This is a genomic window from Pseudomonas sp. H2_D02 (genome assembly GCF_054677635.1).
Window position 1 is genome coordinate 3,733,093 of the sequence record NZ_CP162816.1, and the last position, 25,614, is coordinate 3,758,706.

At 63.1% G+C, this 25,614-nt stretch carries 20 protein-coding genes and 3 pseudogenes; 9 read left to right on the forward strand and 14 right to left on the reverse strand.

The features are described 5' to 3' along the window. Positions 1–5 precede the first annotated feature (5 nt). Positions 6–299, reverse strand: coding sequence for a putative quinol monooxygenase (locus AB4N42_RS17185; protein ID WP_030140700.1), 294 nt, complete (start codon positions 297–299; stop codon positions 6–8). A gap of 112 nt (positions 300–411) precedes the next feature. Then, positions 412–1,847 (reverse strand): annotated as a pseudogene (pdxR, locus tag AB4N42_RS17190) (MocR-like pyridoxine biosynthesis transcription factor PdxR). Positions 1,848–2,013: 166 nt separating this feature from the next. Here pdxR and AB4N42_RS17195 point away from each other — a divergent pair. After that, positions 2,014–2,454, forward strand: coding sequence for a carboxymuconolactone decarboxylase family protein (locus AB4N42_RS17195; RefSeq protein ID WP_198796426.1), 441 nt, complete (start codon positions 2,014–2,016; stop codon positions 2,452–2,454). A gap of 393 nt (positions 2,455–2,847) precedes the next feature. Here AB4N42_RS17195 and AB4N42_RS17200 read toward each other — a convergent pair. The 8 genes and pseudogenes from AB4N42_RS17200 to AB4N42_RS17235 all read right to left on the reverse strand — a co-directional run. Continuing rightward, positions 2,848–2,974 (reverse strand): annotated as a pseudogene (locus AB4N42_RS17200) (DUF6124 family protein); the annotation flags it as partial. A 703-nt stretch (positions 2,975–3,677) separates the two neighbouring features. Next, positions 3,678–6,251, reverse strand: a complete 2,574-nt coding sequence (locus AB4N42_RS17205; RefSeq protein WP_460115043.1) for a bifunctional diguanylate cyclase/phosphodiesterase — start codon at positions 6,249–6,251, stop codon at positions 3,678–3,680. Between the two features lie 126 nt (positions 6,252–6,377). Next, the gene (locus tag AB4N42_RS17210; RefSeq protein WP_030140704.1) at positions 6,378–7,052 is read right to left on the reverse strand and encodes a DUF2238 domain-containing protein; all 675 of its coding nucleotides are present in this window, start codon (positions 7,050–7,052) and stop codon (positions 6,378–6,380) included. Positions 7,053–7,054: 2 nt separating this feature from the next. Then, positions 7,055–8,854 (reverse strand): thiamine pyrophosphate-requiring protein, encoded by a 1,800-nt coding sequence (locus AB4N42_RS17215; protein WP_460115044.1) that lies wholly within the window; start codon positions 8,852–8,854, stop codon positions 7,055–7,057. Positions 8,855–8,955: 101 nt separating this feature from the next. Then, a complete protein-coding gene (locus tag AB4N42_RS17220) occupies positions 8,956–9,474 on the reverse strand; it encodes an HvfX family Cu-binding RiPP maturation protein (protein ID WP_030140706.1) in 519 nt (172 codons plus the stop codon). Positions 9,475–9,490: 16 nt separating this feature from the next. Further along, positions 9,491–10,129 carry a ferric reductase-like transmembrane domain-containing protein gene (locus tag AB4N42_RS17225; RefSeq protein WP_030140707.1) on the reverse strand — a complete coding sequence of 213 codons (639 nt, stop codon included), beginning with the start codon at positions 10,127–10,129 and terminating at the stop codon, positions 9,491–9,493. A 275-nt stretch (positions 10,130–10,404) separates the two neighbouring features. Further along, positions 10,405–11,721 (reverse strand): ATP-binding protein, encoded by a 1,317-nt coding sequence (locus AB4N42_RS17230; RefSeq protein WP_030140708.1) that lies wholly within the window; start codon positions 11,719–11,721, stop codon positions 10,405–10,407. Next, positions 11,718–12,458: a response regulator gene (locus AB4N42_RS17235; RefSeq protein ID WP_030140709.1), complete on the reverse strand. Its 741-nt coding sequence runs from the start codon at positions 12,456–12,458 to the stop codon at positions 11,718–11,720. The genes AB4N42_RS17230 and AB4N42_RS17235 overlap by 4 nt, the downstream gene beginning before the upstream one ends. Positions 12,459–12,683: 225 nt before the next feature. Between AB4N42_RS17235 and AB4N42_RS17240 the strand changes: the two genes are divergently transcribed. The 3 genes and pseudogenes from AB4N42_RS17240 (at position 12,684) to AB4N42_RS17250 (ending at position 15,062) form a co-directional block, all read left to right on the forward strand. After that, positions 12,684–12,947 carry a DUF2790 domain-containing protein gene (locus tag AB4N42_RS17240; protein ID WP_030140710.1) on the forward strand — a complete coding sequence of 88 codons (264 nt, stop codon included), beginning with the start codon at positions 12,684–12,686 and terminating at the stop codon, positions 12,945–12,947. 167 nt (positions 12,948–13,114) lie between these two features. Continuing rightward, positions 13,115–14,327 (forward strand): annotated as a pseudogene (locus tag AB4N42_RS17245) (cytochrome c biogenesis protein DipZ). Between the two features lie 441 nt (positions 14,328–14,768). Further along, the gene (locus tag AB4N42_RS17250; RefSeq protein ID WP_407683303.1) at positions 14,769–15,062 is read left to right on the forward strand and encodes a hypothetical protein; all 294 of its coding nucleotides are present in this window, start codon (positions 14,769–14,771) and stop codon (positions 15,060–15,062) included. 4 nt (positions 15,063–15,066) lie between these two features. Here the strand turns inward: AB4N42_RS17250 and AB4N42_RS17255 are convergent, their stop codons facing one another. Then, positions 15,067–16,932: a sigma-54-dependent Fis family transcriptional regulator gene (locus tag AB4N42_RS17255; RefSeq protein WP_407683291.1), complete on the reverse strand. Its 1,866-nt coding sequence runs from the start codon at positions 16,930–16,932 to the stop codon at positions 15,067–15,069. A gap of 342 nt (positions 16,933–17,274) precedes the next feature. On the opposite strand from AB4N42_RS17255, the gene AB4N42_RS17260 reads away from it, so the two are divergent. The 5 genes from AB4N42_RS17260 (at position 17,275) to AB4N42_RS17280 (ending at position 22,640) form a co-directional block, all read left to right on the forward strand. Continuing rightward, complete coding sequence (locus AB4N42_RS17260) at positions 17,275–18,348, forward strand: ATP-NAD kinase family protein (RefSeq protein ID WP_198796432.1); 1,074 nt, start codon at positions 17,275–17,277, stop codon at positions 18,346–18,348. A gap of 2 nt (positions 18,349–18,350) precedes the next feature. Then, entirely contained in the window at positions 18,351–19,328 is a 978-nt protein-coding gene (locus AB4N42_RS17265) for a thiamine pyrophosphate-dependent dehydrogenase E1 component subunit alpha (protein ID WP_030140715.1), read from the forward strand. A gap of 34 nt (positions 19,329–19,362) precedes the next feature. Further along, the gene (locus tag AB4N42_RS17270; protein WP_039588736.1) at positions 19,363–20,379 is read left to right on the forward strand and encodes an alpha-ketoacid dehydrogenase subunit beta; all 1,017 of its coding nucleotides are present in this window, start codon (positions 19,363–19,365) and stop codon (positions 20,377–20,379) included. Further along, entirely contained in the window at positions 20,379–21,491 is a 1,113-nt protein-coding gene (locus AB4N42_RS17275) for an acetoin dehydrogenase dihydrolipoyllysine-residue acetyltransferase subunit (protein WP_460115045.1), read from the forward strand. The genes AB4N42_RS17270 and AB4N42_RS17275 overlap by 1 nt, the downstream gene beginning before the upstream one ends. 84 nt (positions 21,492–21,575) lie before the next feature. Then, positions 21,576–22,640: a 2,3-butanediol dehydrogenase gene (locus tag AB4N42_RS17280; RefSeq protein WP_236010302.1), complete on the forward strand. Its 1,065-nt coding sequence runs from the start codon at positions 21,576–21,578 to the stop codon at positions 22,638–22,640. 61 nt (positions 22,641–22,701) lie between these two features. Here the strand turns inward: AB4N42_RS17280 and AB4N42_RS17285 are convergent, their stop codons facing one another. The 3 genes from AB4N42_RS17285 to AB4N42_RS17295 form a co-directional block, all read right to left on the reverse strand. Next, complete coding sequence (locus AB4N42_RS17285; protein WP_030140719.1) at positions 22,702–23,256, reverse strand: DinB family protein; 555 nt, start codon at positions 23,254–23,256, stop codon at positions 22,702–22,704. 229 nt (positions 23,257–23,485) lie between these two features. After that, on the reverse strand, positions 23,486–24,403 hold the full coding sequence (locus AB4N42_RS17290) for a dihydrodipicolinate synthase family protein (protein ID WP_030140720.1): 918 nt from the start codon (positions 24,401–24,403) through the stop codon (positions 23,486–23,488). 171 nt (positions 24,404–24,574) lie between these two features. Then, on the reverse strand, positions 24,575–25,603 hold the full coding sequence (locus AB4N42_RS17295) for a trans-3-hydroxy-L-proline dehydratase (RefSeq protein ID WP_198796434.1): 1,029 nt from the start codon (positions 25,601–25,603) through the stop codon (positions 24,575–24,577). Between the last annotated feature and the right edge of the window lie 11 nt (positions 25,604–25,614).

A 25,614-nucleotide genomic window follows, 5' to 3' on the forward strand; every position in this document is an offset into this window, starting at 1 on the left:
CTCACTCACATCACCGGAAAGCTGTTGAAGTCCACGCTTCGAGCCAGGCGGCTTTCCAGCAAGCTGATGAAGCCCTGCACTTCGGGGCAGTTGAAGTGGGCCTGCATGTCCGCTTCCGATCGCCAGCGGGCGCTGACGTTCCAGCGCTCATTGTCTTCAGGGCAGCGGTCGACCATGTAGGCGTCGCAGCCTGGCAAGGCTCGCAGGGTTTCGACGATTTGCTGCAACTGCCGGCCCAGCTCTTCCGAGCGCCCGGCGGCGGCCTGCACTTGAACGGTGTTGATCACTTGGCGAGACATTGTCCTGGCTCCTGAATCAAGTCGAACGGGATCTGATCACACCCAAGCAGGATAGGCCCGACGGGACAAGGCTAAAACAGCCAATGGGCGGATAAACGCCCAGTCCAATCGGTCAGGCAACCTGCTGCAGGATGTCTCGCAGACGGTCCAGGGCGATATCGATGTCGAGCAGTTCAATGGCGCCAAAACCCAGGATCAGGCCTGGACGCACCGGCGCCTCGTTAAAGAAGCCGTCGAGGCTGTAGAGCCCGACTTCGGCTTTCTTCGCCAATTCGATCACCAAAGGCAGGTCGAACGGTACCTTGCACAGCACAGCCATATGGAAACCCGCCGTGGTGGGCACGGCCTCGAACCAGGGTGACAGGTCATCGCCCATGCGCGCCAGGATTCGCTCGCGCCGGCCGGCATACAGCGCGTGGCAGCGGCGGATGTGCTTGAGCAGGCAGCCCTCGGCAATGAATTTCGCCAGCGCCCATTGGGGCAGGGTGGAGGTGTGCTGGTCGGTAAGGCGCTTGGCCAGGATCACCGCCTCGAGAATCGCCGGTGGCAGGATCGCGTAGCCGAGGCGCAGTTCCGGCAGCAAGGTCTTGGAAAAGGTCCCTACGTACGCCACGATCCCGCGCTCGTCCATGCTCTGCAACGAGTCGGCGGGTCGGCCTTCATAGCGGAACTCACTGTCATAGTCGTCTTCGATAATGATCGCCCCGAGTTCATAGGCTCGCGCCAGCAGGGCCTCGCGCCGGGGCTGGCTCATGGGCATGCCCAAGGGGAACTGATGTGACGGCGTCACGTAGATCAGCCGTGTGCCGTCCGGAATCAAGTCGACGCACATGCCTTGCTCATCCACCGGCACTCCGGCCACCGTCGCGCCATGGGAACCGAACAGCAGGCGTGCCGGCGGATAGCCGGGGTCTTCCATGGCGACCAGGCTGCCGGGGCGGGTCAGTACCCGGGAAATCAGATCAAGGGCCTGTTGCGCCCCGTTGCACACCACCACGTCGTCGTCCTGGCAGTTGACCCCGCGGGAAAACGCGATGTGCCGGGCGATGGCGTTGCGCAGCAGCCGGCAAGCCCTCGGGCTGGCTGTAGAAACCCTTGGCATTGGCGATCTGGCGCAGGGCATGGGCGGTGCAGCGACGCCAGTCATCCAGCGGAAACTGGCCCTTGCCGGTCGCGCCGCCGATGAAGTCATAGCGCAGCGCGCTCTCGGGTGGAGGATGGCGCAGCAAGTCCGGCATGTTGCGCCAGGTCTCGACCACATCGGCGCCGGCGAGCTCGCGATGGCTTTGCTTGCGCACGATGCTGGCCGGGCGCGCATTGACATAGGTGCCCTTGCCGATGACGCCGGTGAGGAGGTTTTCGTAGGTCAGTTGCGCGTAGGTGTCGGAAACGGTCTTGCGCGATATGCCCAACTGCTCGGCCAGCAGGCGACTGGGCGGCAGTTGCGTGCCAGGCGGCCAGTCGACCGCTTTCGATGGCGCTGCGCAATTGTCGATACAACTGGCCCGTCAGGTCCTTGCGGCCGTTGATGACGACATGAAGTTCCATACCTGCGGGCTCCTGGGATGATCGATTGCGGCAAGGGCCGAGGCCGCAAGATTACCCGCAATGCGCCGGAGCAGAGAAGTTGCGTGGGCGTTTATCGACGGATTGGATCTGTCGCGGGTGGCCTCAAGGTTTTACCGTGGATTTATCAACCACTACGGAGCCCGCCATGAGCCCGCGTCTCGATTACTACAGCGCATCCCCGGGGGCGATGCGGGCGATGATCGGTCTGGAGGCGCTGACCAGTCGCCTGAGCATCGAGCCGGCATTGCTGAACCTGATCAGGATCCGCGCCTCGCAACTCAACGGCTGCGCCTTTTGTACCGACATGCACTCGGTGGATGCGCGCCGCCAGGGCGAGACGGAGCGGCGTCTGTTTGCGGTGGCGGTGTGGCGCGACAGTGGCTTTTTCAGCGAGCGCGAACGGGCCGCGCTGGCCTGGACTGAAGCCGTCACGCTGTTGGCTGAGAGCCAGGTGCCGGATGACGTCTATACGTTGGCCTGTGGCAGTTTTAGTGAAGAGGAACTGGTGGACCTGACTATGGCGATCAGCACTATCAATAGCTGGAATCGGTTGGCGGTGAGTTTTCGGCAGAGTCCGGGGGGGTAGGGGGCTTATGAGGCGGCCTGGCAGCCGACCTGGATGTTGCTGTCGAGTACATATCCATTTCTGCGGTAACGGCCGCTAATGGTTCCGCTCTTACAGCGGGTCACTTTTGAACAGCCCGGAAGCCGGCCCAGTCAAAAGTAACCAAAACGCTCCTGCCCCACCACTCGGTGCCTCGCCTAGGCTCGGCATGCCCTCACTCCGGCCATCGTGGTTAACGGGGCGCCGAGATCAACGTCCGCCACGAGGCGGCCTTCGGGCCGACCTGGTTCTCGTCCGACCGCGTTCCTCCAGTGGGAGCGGGCTTGCTCGCGAAGGCGATGGCACAGTCGATGAGAATGTTGGATGTACCGGCCTCTTCGCGAGCAAGCCCGCTCCCACAATGGATGGCGACAGCTATCGCAACTCAACGATATCCAACGCTCGGTTTGCCAGCATCTCACTGAGCTCGATCATTTGCTGGACACCCAAGGCAAAGTGCTCGGCGCGAGCCTTCCAGATCGAAGGCAAGATCGCTGAGCATGGTTTACTCAAGCGGGTTTCCAAGCCCGGCCGCTGAATTTGCAGCGACGGGAAAAGCTTAACGACAGCGCTTCCCACCCGGCAACCGCCAGGACTCGTCGGAAAAGTCTGCGTCAATCGCAAAACTTGTCCGACCATTCCCACAAAACCAATCGGCCATCAGGCCGTCTTCGCGAGCAGGCTCGCTCCCACAGAGGTTTCGGTCGTTTATAAGATCTGCGTCCACCGCCGATCCCCTGTGGGAGCGAGCTTGCTCGCGATAGCGGTGGGGCAGCTTGCATCTCTGTTAAATGTGCCAACGTCTTCGCGAGCAGGCTCGCTCCCACAGGAAAAACGCTATCAACAAGAGACAGGTCGGCCCTAAGGCCGCCTCGCGGTGGACGTGGATTTCAGCGCCCCGTTAACCACGATGGCTGAACGCAGGCCTTGCGCAGTGGGCACCTCGGCATGGATGCCGAGGTAGCCGCGCAGGGGCCATGGATGGCCCATCGCGGCGGCCCACGGAGCAAGGCCTTCGTTCAGGCATGCCGAGCCTAGGCGAGGCACCGAGTGGTGGGGCAGAGGCGCTTTGGTTACTTTCGCGCCTTTCGAAAGTGACTCGCCGTAAGGGCGAAACCAATAGTGGCCGTGACCGCAGAAATGGATATGTACCCAATCAGACCGCCATCGCGAGCAAGCCCGCTCCCACAAAAAAGCAATGAGGGCTAAAGCCACCGCGGCGTGGTAAAGAACGAAGCCATTTCCGAGCGAGCCAACGCCGCGCCGAAGTACGGCCCTTGCACCTGATCACACGCCACACTGCGCAATTGACTGAACTGCAGCGCATTCTCGATACCCTCGGCCGTCACCATCAGCCCGACGCTACGGCTCAACCGAATCATCGCCAGCACACCCTCCTGATCATGCTCCAGGCCCAACTGTGCAAGGATATTGCGATCAAAGCGAATGCCGTCGAACGGCTGGTCAAGGACTTCCCGCAGAGACGCAATATTGGTACCGAACTTGTCGATATTGATCCGCACACCCAAGGCCTTGAGCGCATGCAACGTATTGGCAAGGGTCTTGTGATCGGTCAGCAGCACCCCTTCGGCCACTTCCAGCGTCAGGCGCTGGGCAGGCAGGCCGCTCGTTTCCAGGGCTTTGTGCACCTGGTTGAAGAGGAAACTGCTGCTGAACCAGCGCGGCGATACCGCGACGGACACGTTCAGGGCGTTGGGCCAGGTCGTTGCCTCTTCGCAGGCGTGGATCAACATCCAACTGCCAAGTTCTTCCAGTTGACCGGACGCTTCGGCGACCGGAATGAAATCAATGCCACCCAGCTCACCTCGCTCGGGATGGTGCCAGAAGGCCTGGGCTTCGAAGCCATGCAACTGTTCGGCATTCACGTCGAAACGCGGCAGGTAGCGCAATTCAAGCTGGTCTTGTTGCATTGCATCGCGCAATTGCTGCTCATAGCGTCGGCGGTCGCGGGCCACGTTGCCCATGGCTTCTTCGTAGACGCGCCAGGTATTGCGACCGGCGGCCTTGGCCGCGTACAAGGCGATGTCTGCCTGGCGCAACAGCTCTTCGGCACGCTGTTCAGCGGGGTGCGACCAGGCGACGCCGATACTCATGCCCAGGTACAGCGTATTGCCGTCCAGGTGCATCGGGCGCTGCATGCATTCGATCAGGCGCCCGCACAGTTGGTCGAGATCGCTCGCGCCACCCGGGTTGGGCATGACGATGACAAATTCATCGCCACCGAGGCGGGCCACCAGGTCAGTGCCGCGCACGTTCTGCTGGAGGATATGGGCAACTTCCTTCAGCACCTTGTCGCCCACGGCATGGCCGAGGGAGTCGTTGACCGGCTTGAATCTATCCATGTCCAGGTTCAGGACCGCCAGCGGCGTTCCGTGCGCTTGGTCCAGGTGCTCGCTGAGGCAATCGAACAAGCGGTTGCGGTTGGCCAGGCCGGTGAGGGGGTCGTGCAGGGAGAGGTGCTTGATCTGCGCCAGCGCCCGCAGCTCTTCGGTGATATCGGTGGCGGTGCCGCGAAAGCCCTGCGCGCCGGCCTCGATGGCTCGTACTGAAAGCTTGCAGGTGCGTATGCGTTGGTTGCGGGCGGTGTATTCGCACAGGAGCGGCGTAGCGCATGCACTGTTGGCGCCGCCGAGCAGCCAATGGGCAATCGAGATCGAGCCGTTGTGAGGGTGCAACAGCCTGTGCAGCGGTTTGCCCAGCCACTCGGAGGGGCTGAACCCGGTGACCTGTTCGAAGCGCTCGGACAAATAGGTCAATGTTCCGTTCGAGTCGACTTCCCACAGCCAGTCGGACGATACCTCGGCAATGTCCCGGAAACGTTCTTCGCTGCGTTCCAGCGCTTTGCGATGGGCCAGGAGACTGACGTACTGGCGCTCCTGGGCGCGGAGCATGATCAGCGCATGGCGCAACACCGCCAGGGCCATGATCGCGAGGACCAACAATGCCAATCCGAGCAAGGGCAGCAGGACCTTGCGCAAATCCTTGCCGGGGGTAGCAGGGTGCCAGGCCAAGGCTTCGCGTGTCAGGCTGTCGAGCAATACCTGGGCGGTGTCTTTCGGGCCGGGCGTGTGGGCGATATGCGCACCGGGCAGGGCGAAGTCCCGGGACAGGTTCTGCAGCGCACCGGCGTCGAGGACTTTGACAAACAGCATCAGGCTGGACGGGCCGGGAATCTCGCGCACGCTATTGTCGGTGCCGGTGGTAATCGCCGAGACGGCGACGAAGGCCGGCGCGTCCTCGTGATGCAGCAGTTCGACGATCACCTCGTCACGATTTTCCGCGGCCCTGGCCTTCTTGGCGATTGCCCGCAAGTCGCCGGTGAGCCAGGTGTCGGCGGCCACTTCGCTCATTTCGCCATTGATCACCGAGTAAACCGTCTTGCCAGCAGGGGAAATGACGAACACCGCCTGGTAGCCATAAAGCGAGAACACGCTGCTGCCGACGTTTTCCTGGTCATAGGCCCAGTCTTTATCGACTTCCACGTGCAGGTGGCGGTAGGCGTCGCTCCATTTCGAGTAATCGCTCAGGTCGCGGCCGATGCCGGTACGCATGCCGTCGATGGCCCGCTGGGCAAAGAACAGGCTCTGTTCACGGGCCTGTTCGTCCTGGGTCTGGGTGATGTTGAGCAGCACCGCGATGGCCAGCGCAGACATGATGAACAGCAACAGCATGATGGCCGGAAAGGTGCGGCGGGTGAAACTTCGGGTTGGTCGCTCGCCGGAAGCCACCGTGGAGCCATTGCCAGCATCTTCAATCATAAAAACAAGCCATCAGCTGAACGCGAGATACCCCGCACTCACCTTGTATCGGCTGACTGTCTGATTAGCTTAATAAAAGTAGAAATTTGCTGACCAGTTGCACCATTTTTTTGCCGGCGATCACCCTCATGTGCTGGCTTTGCCGCGCCGGGCCCATTCCAAGGCAAAGTCCCGCTGTTGGAAATAATTGACCCCGGCGGCTGCAACCAACGCCACGCCCGCTGCCAATGCCGCCAGGGCCATGTCCTTTTGCGAATCCCACGGGTCTTGTTGTGCGCCGACGAATGCCTTGGCGGTATCGCCGCCCATGTAGGCGCCGCCGATCCATTCGATCAGCTCATAAATGGCCGAGGACGACAGGATCAGGTTCCAGGCCAGGAAGTAACCGGTGAATCCCCGGGCGGGGATGACCCGCAACAGCGCCTCGCGCACCGGGTAGGCCAGCAGCAGGCCATAGCTGAAGTGCACCAGCCGGTCGAACTGGTTGCGCTGGAAACCCAGGAGTTGGTCCAGCGCCGGGCCGCCGGTCAGGGCCTGCCACCATTCGTTGTAAGGGACTTTGGCGTAGGTGTAGTGGGCACCGACCTCGTGGATGCAGAGGAACACGAACACCAGCGAGGCGGACAGCCGGGAGAAGCTGAACCGGCGATGGACCGCCACCAGAACCACCAGCAGCGCGACGACCAGCAGGTTCTCCGCCAGCCAGTCGCTGCGTTTCATCGGGGCGATGGCCAGCCACGCCCACAGGGCGATGAAGCTTCCCAGCAATATCAGCTCATAACGGCTCGCTCGGGTCTGCATGATCACTCTTTGTCCTTGCGATGGCCCGGCAGCAACGCGCCGAGCACCTGCTTGGCCGTCTCGACGACAATGCCACCCTCGTTCGGATCGCCATGGAGCAGGGTGGAGGCAAATTTCTTCGCCTGTTCCAACTTGATATGCGGCGGCAAGGGTGGCACGTCGGGGTCGGTGCGGAACTCGATCAGCACCGGGCGTTCGGCGGCGAAGGCCTGTTCCCAGGCGCCAGCCACGTCGCTTTCCTGATCGACGAGGATGCCCTTCAAGCCAATGGACTCGGCGAAGAGATGATACGGCACGTCGGGAATGTCCTGGGACGCCTCGAATTTCGGGTCGCCTTCCATGACCCGCTGTTCCCAGGTCACCTGGTTCAGGTCCTGGTTGTTGAATACCGCGCAGATCCAGGTGGTGTTGGTCCAGGTGCGCCAATACTTGGCGACGGTGATCAGCTCGGCCATGTTGTTCATTTGCATCGCGCCATCGCCCACCAGCGCGATGACCGGACGATCCGGGTGGCAGAACTTGGCGGCGATGGCGTAGGGCACGGCGGCGCCCATGGAGGCGAGTCCGCCGGAAAGCGAGCACATCATGCCGCGACGGATCTGGACGTCCCGCGCATACCAGTTGGCGCACGAACCGGAGTCGCTGGTGATGATGGCGCGGTCCGGCAGTCGGGGGGACAGCTCGTAGGTGACGCGTTGCGGATTGATCGGCTTGGCCGACACCAGGGCGCGTTTTTCCAGGGTCTTGTCCCAGTCCGCCCGCCAGCCTTCGATTTTCTTGCGCCAGGCGCGGTCGGTCTTTTCTTCGATCAACGGCAGCAAGGCCCGCAGGGTGTCGGCGCTGTCGCCTTGCAGATTGACCTCCATGGGGTAGCGCAGGCTGAGCATGTCGGGCTGTAGGTCGATCTGCACACCACGCGCCTGGCCCTCGCCGGGCAGGAATTCGGCATAGGGGAAGCCGGAGCCGATCATCAGCAGGGTGTCGCAACCGGCCATGAGGTTGTCGCTGGGCTCGGTGCCCAGCAGGCCGATGGAGCCGGTGACCCAGGGCAATTCGTCGGGCACCACGGCTTTGCCGAGCAAGGCCTTGGCGACGCCGGCGCCGAGTTTTTCGGCGATGGCAATCACCTCGTCCGTGGCGTGCAGGGCCCCGGCACCCACCAGGATGGCGACTTTCTTGCCGGCATTGAGCACGTCGGCGGCCCGGCGCAGGTCTTCCTCGTAGGGCACGACCTTGGGTTTGCGGTAGCCGACGCCTGAGTGCAGCGTGCCGTGCTTGTGGGGCGGCGGCGTGTATTCCAGGTCCTGGAGATCGTTGGGCAGGATCAGCGCAGTGACTCGGCGCTCGCCCACCGCCGTGCGTACCGCGCGGTCGAGCAGGTGGCGGACCTGGGCTGGGGCGCTGGCTTGCTGGACGAACGCGCCGGCAACGTCCTTGAACAGGCTCACCAGGTCCAATTCCTGCTGGTAATGCCCACCCAACGCGTTGCGCGCCTGCTGGCCGCTGATTGCGAGGACGGGCATGTGGTCCATGCGTGCGTCATACAGGCCGGTGATCAGGTGCGACGCCCCAGGGCCAGACGTCGCGATACACACTCCCAGCTCGCCGGTGAACTTGGCATGGGCGCAGGCCATGAACGCGGCCATTTCTTCGTGACGGGCCTGGATGAACCGGATCTTGCCCTTGGCCCGATTCAAGGCCCCGAATACACCGTTGATGCCGTCGCCCGGATAGCCGTAGATGCGACGTACGCCCCATTCATAAAGGCGCTCAACCAGAAAATCACCGACGGTCATGCTCATGTCTGTTCCTCGTCCTGATGGGCTGTCTTGATGCGCTGCGACCGCCATGACAGCGATACGCAGCGCGTTGGCTCATACAGGACTGGACCGACGCGAGTCCTTCAAGGTTTCGATTTTTTTGTCCAGAGCAGCGACTTGAGCAGCGCATCCACGCTCAACTGGCCGGCACCCTGCAACAGCAACGGCAGCAATGCGACCAGGTAAATCAACGGCAACTTGAAGTTGCCATAACCCTTGTTGGTGATCGCGTACCCTTGGGCCAGCTCGCTCAGGCTCGACCAGTCCGCCGGCCAATGCACGGCTGCGGTGGCGACCACGGTAACGACCATCAACACCAGCGCCGAGGCGCGCGTGCCCAGGCCGATCAACAGGGCGATGGCGCAGATCAGTTCCGCCCACATCGACAGTTCCCAGTTCCAACTGGCCGGCACATGGTTGAACGGGAAGGGAAAGGCCGACTGGATCTCGGCGAACCAGTTCTCGCCGTTCCATTTTTCCAGGCCGGATTCGAAGAACTCCCAGGCCAGCAACAGGCGCAGCCCCAGCGGTGCGAGCCACGAGCCGGCGTGATCGAGGTTGAGGTGCAGGCTGTTCAAGGTTTTCGAGACAGTCGTGTACATGATCGTTCTCCTTCGCTCAGGCCGCGCGTTGCAGGGATTGGCGTTTGTTGGCCTGGGCCAGCTTGCCCATCAGGCGGATTGCGGTGGCGGCGCAGATCAGGCCGAACGGCAGCACGTACCAGTCACTCATTGGAATACGCTTGAAGTTCGAGTAGGCAAAGATCGCCGCCAATACCCACATGCCGGTCGTGTGCAGGCGCTTCCAGGCCGTGGCGCCGATCAGCCGCGTAGTGCTTTTGAACGAGGTCAGGGCCAGTAGCAGGACAAATACATAACCCACGGTGCCGGGCACGTTGCCCAGGGCAGTGCGCCCGGGCCAGAACTCGGTGTTGAGTTGGCCGTACCAGTAGATGAGCACCGCATGGATCAGATGGGAAAAGGCAAAGGCCAACCCGATGAAGCGCCGCTCGCGCACCAGGGATTTGCTCAGGGGCGAGGGCACCAGCACGGCAAACGCCGAGGCCGTGAAAGCCAGCAGGAACAGGGCGAAGGATGAACGGGCAGTGGCGCGGATGGCGCTGCGCACGCCTTCGGTCAGGTCGGGGTTGATGATCAGGATCATTACGGTCATCAGCAGCACCAGGGCGGCAAGCAGGCTGAACAGCGACCAGCCCTGGTAACGGAAAGCAGGCGGCGTTGCGGTGGCGTTAGGCATGGGAAAGCTCCTTGGATGGCCCGGCATCGTGGTGGCCGGGGATAGGAGGAGTCTTTCAAGTGGGTGTAAGCAGGGTGTGTCCGGAAGGGGGCGGTGTGCAAGTTTGTGTATGCGCTGTGGCGGTTGACACACTGATATACAAACCCGATACCGAGCCTTTGCACAAGACCCTGTGGGAGCGAGCTTGCTCGCGATAGCGTCAGGTCAGTCGATTGATGTTGTCTGACCCACCGCTATCGCGAGCAAGCTCGCTCCCACAAGGGATTCGGTGGGCTTCAGGCGGACGTATCGCAACCCAAGCGCAACTCAGCGCACAACCCGCCACCCTCGCGATTGCTCAAGGTCAGCGACCCACCCATGGCGTTCGCCAGTTGCTGGGCGATCGCCAGGCCCAGGCCCGTGCCGCCGGTTTCCCGGTTGCGCGAGCTCTCCACCCGGTAGAACGGCTTGAGCACTTCGGCCAGTTCCGGCTCGCTGATGCCGGGGCCTCGGTCCAATACCTGGATCGCCAATTGCCCGTTGGCGGCGGGCTGGACCTGGATCTGCGCTGCGCCACCAAACTTCAAGGCGTTGTCCACCAGGTTGACCAGCACCCGACGCAACGCATGGGGACGGGTGTCGATGACGGCGGCGTTCTTGCCAGACAATTGCACATCCTGCCCGGTGTCCTGATAGTCGAACACCAGGCTGTCAAGGAACGCATCCAAGCTGATCCGGCAACTGGCTTCGGTGGCACCGTGGATACTGCGGGCGTAGGCCACGCCTTCACGCACCAGATGCTCCATTTCGCCCAGGTCGCTGTAGAGCTTGTCTTTTTCTATTCCATCGTCCATGAACTCGGCCCGCAGCTTCATGCGGGTGATGGGCGTCTGTAAATCATGGGAAATCGCGGCCAACAGGTGCATGCGCTCCTTCAGATAGGCGGCGATGCGGTCCTGCATGGCATTGAAGGCCTTGGCCGCGTGCACCACTTCGGTCGGGCCTTTTTCGTCCAGGCGTACGCCATGTGCGTTGGGGTCGAGGGTTTCCACCGCCTGCGCCAGTCGGGTGAGGGGGCTGACGGCGATGCGCACGGCCAGCCAGGTGCAGCCGATCAACAGCGCCAGTTGCCCGAGCAAGACCATCGGCAGCCAAGGTGAAAGCGGCGCCATGGCAGGACGCACGTCGATGGTCAGCGGGTTGCCGTCCTTCAGGCGCAGGTGCGCCTGGTAGTGCATCTTTGGGCCTGGGATCTGGTTGAAGGTCAGCGCATAGGATTCGCCCAAGGCTTCCTGGAGCGAACTGACCGATATCGGCGCGTTGTCGGGAAGCATCGGCACGCCAGGCTGGCCTTCGTCGAGCACGTAGCCGTAGTTGCGCCGCGCAAGCTTTGGCAGCCACGCGGGGCGTTCCGCGGCAGGCAGGCGATCAAGGATCGCCACCGATGTCGAGACGTCGGTCTCCAGGTTGCCGAGCATGGTGTTCTTGGCGCTTTCGTAGCGTTCGTAGTACTGGACGCCGAACGACAAACCCTGGGCCAGGACCAGGCCGATCAGGAAGATCAGCGACAGGCGCGAGGCGAGGGTGCGCGGCCAACGCAGGGGCAAACTCATACCGAGGCCTCGAGGATCTCCACCGGCAGCGAGAACACATAACCTTCGCTGCGCACGGTCTTGATGTACGCCGGCTCGCGAGCATCGTCCAACAGGCGCTGGCGCAGGCGACTCACCAGCAAGTCGATGGAGCGGTCGAACAGGTCGGCGTCGCGGCCCTGGGTCAGGTTCAGCAACTGGTCGCGGTTGAGCACCCGCTGCGGATGGTCGAGGAATACCCGCAACAACCGGTACTCGGCGCCGCTCAAGGCCACCATGGTTCCATCGCTGTCCAGCAGGTGCCGGGCCGTGGTATCCAGCCGCCAGCGGCCAAACGCCAGCAGGCGCCCGCTCTCGGTAACCACCAGGTTGGGCGGCAACATGCGCGTGCGCCGCAGCACGGCGTTGATCCGGGCCAGCAATTCGCGGGCGGCGAAGGGCTTGACCAGGTAATCGTCGGCGCCCATTTCCAGGCCGATGATGCGGTCGGTCTCGTCGTTGCGAGCGGTCAGCATCAAGACCGGCGTGGCCTTGTGCTTGCCGGCGCGCAATTCGCGGCACAACACCAGGCCATCGTCGCCGGGCATCATGATGTCCAGCACGATCAGGTCCACCGGAGTGGTGTCCAGGAATGCACGCATTTGCCGGCCATCCGCCACGACGGTGGTGCGCAGGCCGTTCTTTTTCAGGTAGTTGCCTACCAGTTCCCTGATCTCGCGATCGTCATCCACGATTAACACATGATCGACATGATCCATGGTGTTCTGCCCCTTGGCGTTTTGTTGTGGGTGAGTCTACAGCCAGCAGCCGGCCTGGCCTGGGACGGTTTGTATTGCAGTGTATCTGGCGCGCGGCGGATACACAGCGATGCAAAAAGCCACTCGGTTCGATACAGGCGTGATACCTGGGCGGCATTCAATGGCATCCATCGAGGCAACACGACCTGCCTCTGAACAAACATCCATTGAATCGAGGACACCGCCATGAACACCAAAGCCATCTACGCCGCCTGCCTGTTCGCCGCACTGAACGTCTGCACCCTGTCGGCCCGGGCCGAAAGCACCGTCCAGCCGCACACCTACAGCTATGGCACCCACCTGGATGTACGCAAAGTGCTGTCCCTGAGCGAAGACCCGCAACCGGCCTGTGGCGTAGTGAATGCCCGCATGACCTACCTGGATTCGGCGGGGCATGAACAGGAGCTGGACTACCGCAAGTTTTCAGATAACTGCAGCAACCAGAATTGACCTTTTCTCGTGGCGAGGGAGCTTGCTCCCGCTAGGTCGCGGAGCGGCTCCAAGAAAGCACTGACCATTCGGTGTGTCAGGCAGATACGAAGGGGGCGCTCCGCGCCCAGCGGGAGCAAGCTCCCTCGCCACGGGTTCTCCGCCAGCCTTTAATTTGAGGTGTTGCCATGCTTCTGATCGCATTTCTCGGCGGGATCCTGACGATCCTCAGCCCTTGTATTCTTCCCGTGGTGCCGTTCCTGTTCGCCCGGGCCAATCAATCGCGCAGCTCGGTGTTGTTGACGCTGGGAGGCATGGTATTGACCTTCGCCGCCGTGTCCAGCCTGGCTGTGGTCAGCAGCGAATGGGTGCTGCGTGCCAGCGTTGCCGGACGACAAGTCGCCCTGGTGGTGATGGTGCTGTTTGCCTTGTCGCTGATGTTCAGCCGGGTGGGCACTTGGTTGGCGCGGCCGCTGGTCAGCCTGGGCAATCGTCTTGATGCTCGGCGCCGGGCGGATGAGTGGGCCTGTGGCGTCGGTGTTGATCGGCGTCGCCACCGGATTGCTCTGGGCGCCGTGCGCCGGCCCTGTCCTTGGCGTGATCCTGACCGGGGCGATGCTGCAAGGCGCCAGCGCCCAGACCAGCCTTTTGTTGCTCGCCTACGGCCTGGGCAGTGCCTTGTCACTGGGAACCTTGATCCTCGCCGGCCGCGGCTTGGTCGGTCGATTGAAACTCTCGCTGCCGATCACCGCCTGGCTGCGCCGCGCCACCGGGGCGCTGGTGTTGCTGGCCGCCGTGGCAATTGGCACCGGGGCGGATGACCGGTTACTGGCCGCGACGTCGTCGCAACAGTCGGCCAGCCTGGAAAAAAGCCTGCTGGAGAACGTGCCCAAGGCCATCGACTATGTAGTGAGCAAGGCCGGCGCGAGCACTATGCCAACGCTCGAATCCCAAGGCGCCATGCCTGCGCTGGACGGCGCGGTGCAATGGCTCAACTCGCCGCCGCTGAGCAGCGAGTCGTTGCGGGGCAAGGTGGTGCTGGTGGATTTCTGGACCTACGACTGCATCAACTGCCAGCACACGCTGCCGTATGTGAACGAGTGGGCGAAGAAATACGCGAAGGACGGTCTGGTGGTCATCGGCGTCCACACCCCGGAATACGGCTACGAGAAGATCATCGACAACGTGCGCGAGCAGGTGCGCAAGTTGGACATCCAGTACCCGGTGGCCATCGACAACCAATATGCAATCTGGCGCGCTTTCAACAACCAGTACTGGCCGGCCCATTACTTCGTCGATGCCAAGGGGCAAGTGCGCTACAGCCATTTTGGCGAAGGGCGGTATGGCGAGCAGGAGCAGGTGATCCAGCAATTGCTGCAAGAAGCAAAATCCGCCCAATGATCCCGTGGCGAGGGGAGCTTGCTGTGGCGAGGGGATTTATCCCCGCTGGGTCGCGAAGCGGCCCTAAACCTGACAACTCGGTGTATCCATGGATCCAGGGGCTGCGGCGCAGCCCAGCGGGGCGGTGCGACGTTTCGCTAAATCCCCTCGCCACAAAAGATGGCGTGAAACGAGGCTGCGATCTTTCTCCAGACACTTGAGTCCCAAGCGAAAGATCAAAAGATCGCAGGCTTCGCCAGCTCCTACCGACTGTATGAAACTCTTAATTTTCATGATGTTAATGCATATATGTGAAAGCGTTTCTAGATAAGCGCATGAGCTGATGAATGGCATGGAAATGCTGGCCCCTTGCTCCTAATACTGGCGTCAAACTCCTTTCATTTCAGAAAGTTGGACGACAAACCTATGCGTGTTTCTATCTGGATCGCGGCGGCCATGCTCATGGCCGCCGTTTCGCTTGAAGCCCAAGCCAGGGCGCTGACGGCCAACCAGCAGTCGGTGTGTCGCTGGGGTTCGGACATTGCGGCGGGCGCCCAGGCGTCGAAGCTGTCCGGGGTCAGCCTGTACGGGGCACGCAAGAAGTTGCAGGTGCGCAAGTTTCCGCGGCCCTGGATGCGCATGACCGCCCTGGGCATTACCGAACAGACCTACAACAGCACTTCGCGGCTAAAGCCGGTGGCGGTCAAGCAGACCTACTACGAGCAATGCGTGCGCCATGAGCTGGCGCGACGATAAGCCTTCAGCCCGGACTCCGGCCGGGCATTTCGATGCCATGCTGATGCACCCGTCGATACAGTGTTGCCCGGGAAATGCCCAGGGCTCGCGCCGCCGGGGTGGGTTTCCAGCGATGGCGCACCAGGGCGTCCAGCAACGCCTGGCGTTCAGGACTGGCGCTGGGCTCCGGCCCATGATCGACGGTAGTCGCGCTGTGCAATGACTCGGGCAAGTGGCTGAGCTGGATGACGCTGGCCTCGCAGACCGCGCAGGCATAGCGCAGCACATGCCGCAACTGGCGGACATTGCCCGGCCAGTGATAACCCAGCAGGCATTCCAGCGCCGTGCCGCTCAGGTGCACCGCACCGCCGCACAGTGCTGACTCTTCTTCCAGAATGCGATTGATCAACGCCAATCGGTCGGTGCGTTCGCGCAGGGGTGGCAGTTGGAAACGGGCGCCGCCGAGGCGGAAGTACAGGTCCTCGCGAAACTCGCCGGCGGCCACCAGGGTTTCCAGGTCGCGGTGGGTCGCGCAGATCACCTGGATGTCCACGGCCTTGCGCCGTGAGGCCCCCAACGGCGCCACTTCGCCTTCGGCGAGTACTCGCAACAGGCGGGTTTGCAAGGCCAGGGGCATGTCACCGATTTCGTCGAGGAACAGCGTGCCGCCATCGGCCTGCTGCAACAGGCCCTGCATACCCTTGGCCGAAGCGCCGGTAAAGGCACCGGCCACATAACCGAACAACTCGCTCTCGATCAGGCTTTCCGGTATGGCCGCGCAGTTCAAGGCCACGAAAGGCCGGTCGCGGCGCTGGCTGCCCTGGTGCAACTGGCGGGCAAAGACTTCCTTGCCGGAACCGGTCTCGCCCTGGATCAGCACCGGCAGGTTGCGATCCTTGACCCGCACCGCCAGGGTCAGGCTGTCGGCGAGGCGTGGATCGAGTTCGGTCGGCGTCATCGCGGCGCGCTGGCGAGGCGTGGCCCGGCGCCGTGGCGCGCTCAAGCGCCCATGCAAATCGACATCGAGCGGATAGAGGCTTTCGTCACGGGCGCGGTGCAGCAATTGGGCGTCGAAGATCTGGCTGATGTGCTGAGGCAACTGGCCGTAACGCTGCATCAAGAACTGGCGCGCCGCCGGGTTCAGGGCTTGCAGGCAGCCATCGTCGTCCCAGGCCAGCAGGAAATCCGGCTGGCTGTCGACGTACCCGGCGTTGCGATGGGCCCGAAGCACCCAGTAACCCTGGGCGCTGCTCATGAAAAATGCCTGTTCGATTTCCCGGGCGCTCTGCACCACCATTTGCCGGATCAGGTGCTGGGAGCGGCGATCATCCGGCGAACGCACCGCCGAGACGTCCAGCACCCCGAGCAATTCCCCTTGTGGATCGAAGACCGGCGCGGCGGAGCAGGTCAGGCCAATGAATGCCGCGCGGAAGTGATCGCGCTTGTGCACCGTCACCGCCGTCTTGGCCGTGAGCACCGCCGCAACGCCGCAAGTGCCTTCTTCGCCTTCCGACCAGCACGTGCCCAGGTAGAGCCCGGCCTTGCGGCAGTCATTGCGAAGGGTGGTTTCCACCCGGTAGTCGATGGTCTGGCCCTGGGCATCGGTCAGCAGCACGCAATAGTCGGCGTCGCGCACCCGGCCATGCAGGCGCGCCACTTCGTCGCTGGCGATATTGAGAAACAGTTCCGAACGCTCGCGGCACTGCTTGAGCACGTCGTGGGACAGGATCCGCGGGCCCTGCAGCGAGCCGGGGTCCAGGTGATGTTGCTCCATGGACCGGCGCCAGGAGTCGAGGATCAGATCCGGCACCGGCAATTGCGGCAGTCGGGCGGCGTTCTTCAGCACGCGGCTGACGCAATCCACATGCGCCCGGGAGTGAGCGGAAAGCATAGGGGCCTCCGGTTCAGCTTCTTGTCGTTGTCGGCACATTAAGCGCTGATCGCCGGGCGCAGACAAGCCCGGCGGAGCGCAGGCCTGGAAGTGAGACGCGACGTCTCAGCGTCTCGCGGTTTCGTCGTGCAGGCTGGCATGTGGCGTCTCACCGGGCTCGTGGGCAAGGCTTCCAATGGACCGCGGCGAGCGCTCTGACTCGCGGCTTTGCGTCGACTTTCCGGTAATTGGCACCGGCCTTGCTCTAGGCCTTGGACCCATCCCGTTGGGCTTCCAATAATAAAAAGAGGTGCCTATGACTTGCCCGCCAAGCCCGTTGATCGTTCCCGCCACGGTGGCGCCATGAGCCGCCGTCCGCTCACCGTCGGCATCATTGCCAACCCTGCGTCGGGTCGTGACGTGCGGCGCCTGACCGCCAATGCCGGATTGTTTTCCAGCACCGACAAGGTCTCGGTGATCCAGCGCCTGTTGGCCGCGTTCGGCGCCACCGGCATCGAACAGGTGCTGATGCCCACCGACATGATCGGCATGGCCGCCGCTGTGCTGAAGAACAGCCACAGCCGCCAGGCCCGCAGCAGCCACTGGCCGGCCCTGGAGTTTCTCGACCTGACCCTGCGCCAGACCGTCGAAGACACCCGCCGCGCCGCCCGGCTGATGGCCGAGCGCGAGGTGGCGTTGATCGCCGTGCTCGGCGGCGACGGCACCCACAAGGCGGTCGCCGCCGAAGTCGGCGACATTCCTCTCTTGACCCTTTCCACCGGCACCAACAATGCCTTCCCCGAGCTACGCGAAGCCACCAGTGCCGGGCTGGCCGGCGGGTTGTACGCCTGCGGCCGCATCCCGGACGAAATCGGTTTGCGCCGCAACAAGCGCTTGCTGGTCTGCGATGCCGCACGTGGCTTGCGTGAAGTGGCCCTGGTGGACGTTGCCGTGTCGCCGCTGCGTTTCGTCGGTGCCCGGGCGATCAGTCGGGCCCAGGACCTCGCCGAAGTCTTCGTGACCTTCGCCGAACCGCAATCCATCGGTTTGTCGGCCCTGTGCGGCTTGTGGTTCCCGGTGTCACGCCAGGCGCCAGGCGGTGCCTGGATGCGCCTGGACCCGCACTCTCCCGAGGCGCTGCTGGTGCCGCTCGCACCAGGCTTGCTGCAAGGCTGCGGCGTGCTCGCCGCCGGTCCTTTGGAACCCGGCGTCGCCCACGGTCTGTCGCTGTCCGCCGGCACGTTGGCCCTGGATGGCGAGCGGGAAATCGAATTCAACGCCCATGACCGGCTCACGGTCACCCTCGATGCCGGCGGCCCGCTGAGCATCGACGTCAACGCGGTGCTCACCTACGCCGCGCAACAACGCTTGTTGGCCATTGGCCGCGAGCACCCGCAACACCCCTTGAACCTTCAAGAAGACACGCCTGGAGAATAAAAATGTCGACATCGCTCACCCATGATCAATTGCTGCACGCCTATCAGGTCATGCGCACCATCCGCGCCTTCGAAGAGCGCCTGCACGTGGAGTTCGCCACAGGCGAAATCCCTGGTTTCGTCCACTTGTATGCCGGCGAAGAAGCCTCGGCCGCCGGCGTCATGGCGCACCTCGGGGACGACGATTGCATCGCCTCCAACCACCGTGGCCACGGTCATTGCATCGCCAAGGGCGTGGATGTGTACGGGATGATGGCCGAGATCTACGGCAAGAAAACCGGGGTCTGCCAAGGCAAGGGCGGCTCGATGCACATCGCCGATTTCGAGAAAGGCATGCTCGGCGCCAACGGCATCGTCGGCGCCGGTGCGCCACTAGTGGTCGGCGCAGCCCTCGCGGCGCGGCTCAAGGGCACCGACAGCGTCGCCGTGGTGTTTTTCGGCGACGGCGGCTCCAACGAGGGCGCGGTGTTCGAAGCCATGAACATGGCCTCGGTGTGGAACCTGCCGTGCCTGTTCATCGCCGAAAACAATGGTTACGCAGAGGCCACTGCCTCCAATTGGTCGGTGGCCTGCGACCACATCGCCGACCGCGCCGCCGGCTTCGGCATGCCCGGCGTAACCGTCGATGGCTTCGACTTCTTCGCCGTCCATGAAGCCGCCGGGGCTGCCGTCGAACGCGCCCGTGCCGGGGAAGGACCGTCACTGATCGAGGTCAAGCTGACCCGTTACTACGGCCATTTCGAGGGCGACGCCCAGACGTATCGCGCACCCGACGAGGTCAAGCATTTCCGCGAAAACCAGGACTGCCTGATGCAGTTCCGCGACCGTACCACCCGGGCCGGGCTGCTCACGGTCGAGCAGCTGGACCAGATCGACAAGGAAGTGGAGATGCTGATTGAAAACGCCGTGTACAAGGCCAAGTCCGATCCCAAGCCGGCGGCGTCCGACCTGCTGACCGATGTCTACGTCAGCTACCCCTGAACGCCCCTATAAAACAACAAGAGAGAATCCCATCATGGCGAGAAAAATCAGCTATCAGCAGGCAATCAACGAAGCCCTGGCCCAGGAAATGCGTCGCGACTCCAGCGTGTTCATCATGGGCGAAGACGTGGCCGGTGGCGCTGGCGCACCCGGTGAGAACGATGCCTGGGGCGGCGTGCTCGGCGTCACCAAGGGACTTTACGATCAATTCCCGGGGCGCGTGCTGGACACGCCGTTGTCGGAAATCGGTTATGTCGGCGCAGCGGTCGGCGCCGCCACCTGCGGCGTGCGGCCAGTGTGCGAACTGATGTTCGTCGACTTCGCCGGCTGCTGCCTGGACCAGATCCTCAACCAGGCGGCGAAATTCCGCTACATGTTCGGCGGCAAGGCCTCCACGCCCCTGGTCATCCGCACCATGGTCGGCGCCGGCCTGCGCGCCGCGGCCCAGCATTCACAAATGCTCACCTCGTTGTGGACGCATATCCCGGGCTTGAAAGTGGTCTGCCCGTCATCGCCCTACGACGCCAAGGGCCTGTTGATCCAGGCGATCCGCGACAACGACCCGGTGATCTTCTGCGAGCACAAATTGCTCTACAGCATGCAGGGCGAGGTGCCGGAAGAGCTCTACACCGTGCCGTTCGGCGAGGCCAACTTCCTGCGCGATGGCAAGGACGTGACCCTGGTGTCCTACGGGCGACTGGTCAATACGGCGATGGATGCGGCGCGCAACCTGGCCGGACGTGGCATCGATTGTGAAGTCATCGACCTGCGCACCACCAGTCCGCTGGACGAGGACAGCATCCTGGAAAGTGTCGAGAAGACCGGACGCCTGGTGGTGATCGACGAGGCCAACCCGCGCTGTTCCATGGCCACCGACATCTCGGCGCTGGTGGCGCAAAAAGCCTTCGGCGCGCTCAAGGCACCGATCGAAATGGTGACCGCGCCGCACACGCCGGTGCCGTTCTCCGATTCCCTGGAAGACCTGTACATCCCTGACGCGGCCAAAATCGAACAAGCCGTGCTCAACGTGATCGAGTGGAGCAAGCGCTGATGAGCCAGATTTTTACCCTGACCATGCCCAAGTGGGGCTTGTCGATGACCGAGGGCCGGGTCGATGCCTGGCTCAAGGAGGAGGGCCAGGCCATCACCAAGGGTGATGAGGTGATGGACGTCGAGACCGACAAGATCTCCAGCAGCGTCGAGGCGCCGTTTTCCGGTGTGTTGCGCCGGCAAGTGGCTCGCCAGGATGAAACCCTGGCGGTTGGCGCCTTGCTCGGCATCGTCGTCGAAGGCGAGGCCAGCGATGCCGAGATCGACGCGGTCATCGAGCAGTTCCAATCCAGCTTCGTGCCCGGCGACGCGGCTGATGAGGACAGTGGCCCGAAACCACAGAAAGTCGAGGTGGACGGCCGGGTGATCCGCTATTTCGAGCGCGGCGAGGGCGGTACGCCGCTGGTGCTGGTGCACGGTTTTGGCGGTGACCTGAACAACTGGCTGTTCAACCACGAAGCGCTGGCCGCCGGGCGTCGGGTGATTGCCCTGGACCTGCCGGGCCATGGCGAATCGTCGAAGGCCCTGCAGCGCGGCGACCTGGACGAGCTGAGCGGCGTGGTGCTGGCGTTGCTCGATCACCTGGACGTCAACACGGCTCATGTGGTGGGGCATTCCATGGGCGGGGCGGTGTCGCTGAATGCCGCGCGCTTGATGCCGCAACGGTTCCGCTCCCTGACTTTGATTGGCAGCGCCGGCCTCGGTGCGGAGATCAACGGCAGCTACTTGCAAGGTTTCGTCGACGCGGCCAACCGCAATGCGCTCAAGCCGCAGCTGGTGCAACTGTTCTCGAATGCCGAGCTGGTCAACCGGCAAATGCTCGACGACATGCTCAAGTACAAGCGCCTGGAAGGCGTGGACGCGGCCCTGCGCCAACTGGCAGGGAGCCTGTTCAAGGACGGCCGCCAGCAGGCGGACCTGCGCGAAGTCGTGCAGGCCGGTCACGTCCCGACGCTGGTCATCTGGGGTAGCGACGACGCGATCATCCCGGCGGCCCACGCCGAAGGGTTGAGTGCCCAGGTCGAAGTGCTGCCTGGCCAGGGCCACATGGTGCAGATGGAAGCGGCCGAGCAGGTCAATCGATTGATCCTTGAATTCATCGGACACCACTGACCCAGCGGGCGGCGATTGAACCGTCGCCCTACAAAAATATCTGGAGGCAACGCTATGAACGTTTCAATCAAGCCGACCCGCAGCATGCGCGCCGCCGTCTGGCACGGCCGCAACGACATCCGCGTCGAAGACGTGCCGCTGCCGGTATCGCCGCCCGCCGGTTGGGTGCAGATCCGCGTGCAATGGTGCGGCATCTGCGGCTCCGACCTGCACGAATACGTGGCCGGGCCGGTGTTCATCCCGGTGGAGGCGCCACACCCGCTGACCGGGATCAAGGGCCAGTGCATCCTCGGCCATGAGTTCTGCGGCGAAATCGTCGAGCTGGGCGAGGGCGTCGAAGGCTTCAGCGTCGGCGAGCCGGTGGCCGCCGATGCCTGTCAACATTGCGGCACCTGCTATTACTGCACCCATGGGCTCTACAACATTTGCGAGAACCTGGCCTTTACCGGGCTGATGAACAACGGCGCGTTCGCCGAGTTGGTCAACGTCCCGGCGAATTTGCTCTACAAACTGCCAGCCAATTTTCCCGCCGAGGCTGGCGCGTTGATCGAACCGCTGGCGGTGGGCATGCACGCGGTGAAAAAAGCGGGCAGCCTGTTGGGCCAGAACGTCGTCGTGGTGGGGGCCGGGACCATCGGCCTGTGCACGATCATGTGCGCCAAGGCGGCCGGCGCGGCCCAGGTCATTGCTCTGGAGATGTCCGGCGCACGCAAGGCCAAGGCCCTGGAAGTCGGGGCCAGCCATGTGCTCGATCCGAATGAATGTGACGCCCTGGCTGAGGTTCGGCGCCTGACCGGTGGTCTGGGCGCCGATGTCAGCTTCGAGTGCATCGGCAACAAGCACACCGCCAAGTTCGCCATCGACCTAATCCGCAAGGCCGGCAAATGCGTGTTGGTGGGCATCTTCGAAGAGCCCAGCGAATTCAACTTCTTCGAGCTGGTTTCCACCGAGAAGCAAGTGCTTGGCGCGCTGGCCTACAACGGTGAGTTCGCCGACGTGATTGCCTTCATCGCTGATGGACGCCTGGACATCTCGCCGCTGGTGACCGGGCGTATCCAGTTGGAAGAGATCGTCGGGCAGGGCTTCGAGGAGTTGGTGAACAACAAGGAACACAACGTGAAGATCATCGTGTCACCCGCACGGATCTGAGAGCGCCTGAGGTGGGCGATTTGGCGATGGTCGGCAGCGACCATCGCATTTTTTCGTTTTTTCAGTCGGCTCGATAGTCCCGCCAGACGCGGGTTTCATCCAGCTGCAGCAGCGCTTCCTCTTGTCGACGAAACGCTCGATCGCAATCGAGAAAAAACTCGTCGAGCTGCGGCGGGTCGATGTGGGTGGCGCTGAGCATGGTGTGGACCTGGCCGCGGTGATGGATCTGGTGCTCGAACAGGTGCAGCAGCAAACGGTCGATCCGTTCGCGAACCCGGCCGTCGGCGCGCAGCAGATCAACGGCACGGGCGAGGTCCTCGTGCCTCAGGTTTTCGCAGAATGTCGCCAGCTGCCGGTCGGTGCGGTCCTGGCTTTCCCTGAGTTGGGCGAATGCGAGCGTCGCGGAAAAATCCTGTTCCTGACCCGCCACGTCACCTTCCAGGGCGGTGAGGTAATAACGGTCGACTTCGAGGATATGGCACAACGTGGCCTGGATGGAGGGAAAGAAACTGGTGCGGTAGGCCTCGTATTCCACCGTATTCAACTGCGCGCAGGCGTCCAGCAGCCTGTGGTTGGCCCATTGGTTGTTCAGGGCCTGGGCCAGGAAATAATTCATGGGACGCCTCCCGTGCGCGTCGTTTCGCCGGGGGAAGCGTAGCAAAGACTGGCGATGGCGCCGTGTTGCTGGTCGGTTGGTCCCGCGTTTGCACCACAACCCCATGTGGGAGCGAGCTTGCTCGCGATAGCGTCGGGACATCCAATAGGGATGCAAGCTGGACAACCGCTATCGCGAGCAAGCTCGCTTCCACAGGATTTCTTACATGCCCGAACCTCTGCGCCCGAGCTTAAAGCCCCACATCCGGCAGCATCGGCCGGTTGGCCAGCGCCTTGGCCATGATCTGCTCCACATACACCCGGTCTTCTTCCGGCAGGGCCAGGCGCGGTGGGCGGGTGAGGGCGCTGCCGCGGCCGGCGATGGCTTCGCACAGCTTGATGCACTGCACCAGGTCGGCGCGGGCGTCGAGGTGCAGGATTGGCATCAGCCATTCGTAGATCGGCATGGCTTCGGCGAAACGTCCGGCGTGGGCCAGGCGGAAGATGGTTTCACCTTCCTTGGGGAACACGTTGGACATGCCAGACACCCAACCTTCGGCGCCCACGGCCAGGCTTTCGAGCACCACATCGTCAAGACCGGCGAACAGCACGAAGCGATCGCCGACTTCATTGCGCACGTCGATAAATCGGCGGGTGTCGCCGGACGAATCCTTGAAACACACCACGTTATCGCAGTCGGCCAGCGAGATGAGAATGTCCGGGGTGACGTCGTTCTTGTAGATCGGCGGGTTGTTGTAGACCATCAGCGGCACGTCGGCATGCCGGGCGACGTAGCGGAAATGCTCGGCGGTCTCGAACGGCTTGGAGCCGTAGACCAGCGCCGGCATCAGCATCACGCCGTCGACACCGACCTTGCGCACGGCGTTGGCAACCTTGGCGGCTTGCACACTGGTGAACTCGGCCACGCCGCAGATCACCGGCACCCGGCCCCGGGAGGCGTCCACCGCGACTTCGGTCACGGCGATTTTTTCCTCGGCGCTCAGGGAGGTGTTTTCCCCCACCGAGCCGCAGACCACCAGGCCCGACACGCCATCGCGAATGACGTTGGAAATGACTTGGTGGGTTTTTTCCAGGTTGATGGAAAAGTCATCGTTGAATTGGGTAGTGACGGCGGGGAATACGCCGCTCCAGTTGATGCGTTTGCTCATGGGTGTCTCCTTTTGGTTTGTGGCGAGGGGATTTAGCGAAACGTCACATCGCCCCGTTGGGGCGCGAAGCGGCCCCGGTATAGGCAATTAGGTGTGTCAGTCAGGGCCAGGGGGCTGCTGCGCAGCCCAGCGGGGATAAATCCCCTCGCCACGGAGGGTTGTGGGTAAAAGTCATGCGCCGGGCCAGGTATCCGAGAGCCGATAGCCCTGGGGCCATGGATCGGCCGGGTCGAGCAGCAATTGGTGCGTGCCGGTGATCCACGCTCGCCCGGCGATGCACGGGTAGATCGCCGGGCGGCCGGCCACGTCGGTCAGTGAGTCGATCCGGCAGTGGAATTCGGAGCCAATGATCGAGCGGCCGACAAAACGCTCGCCCACCTGCATCAGGCCCTTGGCGTGCAGTACCGCCATGCGTGCCGAGCAACCGGTGCCAGTGGGGGAACGGTCGATCTTGCCGGGCTGGATGACGACAGCGTTGGCCCCGGTGGCGATGCCGTTCTCCCGGACAATGGGCGCGGCGACCTGGCAGAACGAGATGTGCGACCAGTCGGGATTCAGCGGATGAACGAAGCCCAGTTGTTCGTTGGCGGCCCGGGTGATTTTCAGTCCCAAGGCCACCAGGTCGGCGGCTTCGTCAGGGCGAATGGCAAAGCCCAGGCGCTGGGCGTCGACGATGACAAAACTGTCGCCACCATAGGCGGTGTCCACTTGCAGCGAGCCCAGGCCCTCGACTTCGATCCAGGCATCGAGGCGGTCGGCAAACGACGGGACGTTCTTGATCTCGACCCGTTGCACCTTGCCGTCGCGGCAGTCGGCCACGGCTTCGATCAAGCCGCCCGGTGCCTCCAGGACCAATCGCGTCTGCGGTTCGGTCATCGGCAGGATGCCGCTGTCCAGCAGCACGGTGGCGACGCACAGCGAGTTGGAGCCGGACATCGGTGGGGTGTCGGCGGGCTCCATGATGATCCAGGCCATCTGTGCCCGCGGGTCCTTGGCCGGCACCAGCAGGTTGACGTGACGGAACACCCCGCCCCGGGGTTCGTTGAGGACGAAGTTGCGCAGGGTCTGGTCCTGGGCGATCCAGCGGGACTGGTCCCAGACCGTATCACCGGGTGGCGGGGCGACGCCGCCGACGATGACATCGCCGACTTCGCCTTCGGCGTGGCAGCTGACTATGTGGATGATTCTGGATGAGCGCATGGGTCAAATCC